Source organism: Streptomyces sp. NPDC057654 (assembly GCF_042800135.1).
Classification (GTDB): domain Bacteria; phylum Actinomycetota; class Actinomycetes; order Streptomycetales; family Streptomycetaceae; genus Streptomyces.
The window spans coordinates 1-2409 of the sequence record NZ_JBHVHQ010001100.1 but is presented as its reverse complement, the minus strand read 5'-3'; the positions used below and the strand labels follow the sequence as shown (position 1 = coordinate 2409).

3 protein-coding genes are annotated in these 2409 nt (G+C 74.5%); 1 reads left to right on the top strand and 2 read right to left on the bottom strand.

What is annotated here, in order from left to right; translation table 11 throughout:
• Positions 1-59 precede the first annotated feature (59 nt).
• On the bottom strand, positions 60-680 hold the full coding sequence (locus tag ACFU99_RS40900) for an allophanate hydrolase subunit 1 (RefSeq protein WP_384403044.1): 621 nt from the start codon (positions 678-680) through the stop codon (positions 60-62).
• Positions 677-1441 (bottom strand): LamB/YcsF family protein, encoded by a 765-nt coding sequence (locus ACFU99_RS40895; protein ID WP_384403041.1) that lies wholly within the window; start codon positions 1439-1441, stop codon positions 677-679. The genes ACFU99_RS40900 and ACFU99_RS40895 overlap by 4 nt, the downstream gene beginning before the upstream one ends.
• 305 nt (positions 1442-1746) lie before the next feature.
• Between ACFU99_RS40895 and ACFU99_RS40890 the strand changes: the two genes are divergently transcribed.
• A partial coding sequence (locus ACFU99_RS40890; protein ID WP_384403038.1) for a GntR family transcriptional regulator occupies positions 1747-2409 on the top strand: 663 nt, incomplete at its 3' end.

Sequence of the window (2409 nt, the reverse complement as noted above, 5' to 3'; positions counted from 1 at the left end):
CCCCAGATCCTGCACGGTGCTGAGGGCGCCCGCCCGTACGACCGTGATCGCGCGGCTGCTCATCGGGCGGCCTCCGGTACGAAGCGGACCGAGGTCCCCGGCGCGAAGAGCGCCGCGGGCTCCCGGGAGTGGTCCCACAGCACGGCGTCCGAGGAGCCGATGAGCTGCCAGCCGCCCGGCGAGGAGCGGGGATAGACCCCGGCGTACGGGCCCGCGAGGCCGAAGGAGCCGACGGGGACGCGCGTCCTGGGGGTGGCCCGGCGCGGCACGTGGTACCGCGGCGGCAGGCCGGTGAGATAACCGAAGCCGGGGGAGAAGCCGCAGAAGGCCACGCGGAACTCGGTGTCCGAGAGAATCCGTACGACCCCCTCGGGGGAGGTGTCCCACAGCTCGGCGACGTCCGCGAGGTCGGGGCCGTCGTAGCGGACCGCGATGTCGAGGGCGCCGCGCTCATCGCGGGCGAGCGGCGGGACGGTCCAGGTGGGCAGCTCCGCGGCGAGGCGGGCGGGGTCGGCGAGGCCGGAGAGCAGCACTGTGCGCGCGGCCGGGACGATCTCGCGGACGGGGGGCAGCTCGTGCGCGGCGGCCCGGCGCAGCAGCTCGGCGTGCAGGGCCTCGGCGGCGTCGCCGCTGTCCAGCTCGACGAGCAGGGCGCGGTCCCCGACGGGCAGGGCCCTCACGCGAAGGCCGCCACGCGCACGCCCGCGGCCTCCAGTTCGGCCCGTACCCGGCGGGCGAGGGCCGCGGCGCCGGGGGTGTCGCCGTGCAGGCACAGCGAGCGGGCGCGTACGCGCACGACCTCACCGTCCGCGGCGGTCACCGCCCCCTCGCGGGCCAAGGTCACGGAGCGATTGACGACCGCGTCCGCATCGGTGATCACGGCGCCCGCCTCGCGGCGCGGCACGAGGGTGCCCTCCGCGGTGTACGCGCGGTCGGCGAAGGCCTCGGCGACCACGTCCAGGCCCGCGCTCCCGGCGGCCTGGTGGAGCCGGGAGCCCGGCAGCCCGAGCACCGGGTACGGGCCGCCCGCGAGCCGCACCCCCTCGATGACTGCGGCGGCCTGCTCCTCGTCGTGCACGCTGCGGTTGTAGAGCGCGCCATGCGGCTTCACATAGGTGACGCGGGCCCCGGCGGCACGGGCGAAGACCTCCAGCGCGCCGATCTGGTACGCGATCTCCGCGGTGAGCTCGTCCGGCGGCACGTCCATGGAGCGCCGGCCGAACCCGGCGAGGTCGCGGTAGGAGACCTGGGCCCCGATGCCGACGCCGCGCTCGGCGGCCAGGTCGCAGACCCGGCGCATGGTGCTCGGGTCGCCGGCGTGGAAGCCGCAGGCGACGTTGGCGCTGGTGACGACGGAGAGCAGGCTGTCGTCGTCGGTGAGACTCCACCGTCCGAAACCCTCACCGAGGTCGGCGTTGAGGTCTATCACCGGGTCGGTCATGTGCGTCCGTTCCAGAGGTGCCGGGTGTCGGGGGCGGCCGCTCGGTCCGTATCCGCGGCGGAGGTCCATGGCGGCTGCGCACGGTGACGTCGCGCTGTGCTTCGTACGGTGCTGCGCACTGGAGAACGCCGGATGGCGGCCGGGCCGAGCGGCTGTCCCGTCAAGCTAGAGGATCGTTGAACGATTAGACAAGAGGCGCAGGCCCCTGGTTCCCAAGCTGGTTGTCTCGACCTTCGATCTGGGATTGACTTCTGGTGTCAACGCGGCCCCGGCCGGGGCCCGTCAGGGCGAAAGGCAGGCACGGCGTGGCGAAGGCGGTCGAGTCGGGGCTCATCGAGGTCTCCGGCCTGGAGGGCGACCGGGTGCTGCTGGGGCGGCTCAGCACGGCGGAGCGGGTGGCCGACATACTGCGCGACCGGATCGCCTCCGGATACTTCCCGCCGGGGGTGCGGCTCTCGGAGGAGAGCATCTGCGGCGCGCTGGGGGTCTCGCGCAACACCCTCCGCGAGGCGTTCCGGCTGCTCAAGCACGAGCGGCTGCTGGTGCACGAGCTCAACCGCGGGGTCTTCGTCCGCGTCGTGACGGTCGAGGACCTGGCCGACATCTACCGGGTGCGCCAGCTGGTGGAGTGCGCGGCGGTGCGCGCCCTCGGGGAGCCGCCCTACCGGCTGGGCCCGGTCATGGCCGCCGTCGCCGCGGGGGAGCGGGCCGCGCGCGACCGGGCCTGGCGCGACCTGTCCACCGCCAACATCCGCTTCCACCAGGCGCTGGTCGGGCTGGCCGGCAGCCCGCGGACGGACGAGCTGATGCGCGGCGTCCTCGCCGAACTCCGGCTGGTCTTCCATGTGATGGACGACCCGCGCCGCTTCCACGAGCCCTATCTCTCGCGCAACCGGCACATCCTGGAGGCCCTCCAGGCGGGCGCCGCCGCCGAAGCGGAGCGGCTGCTGGCCGGATACCTGGAGGAC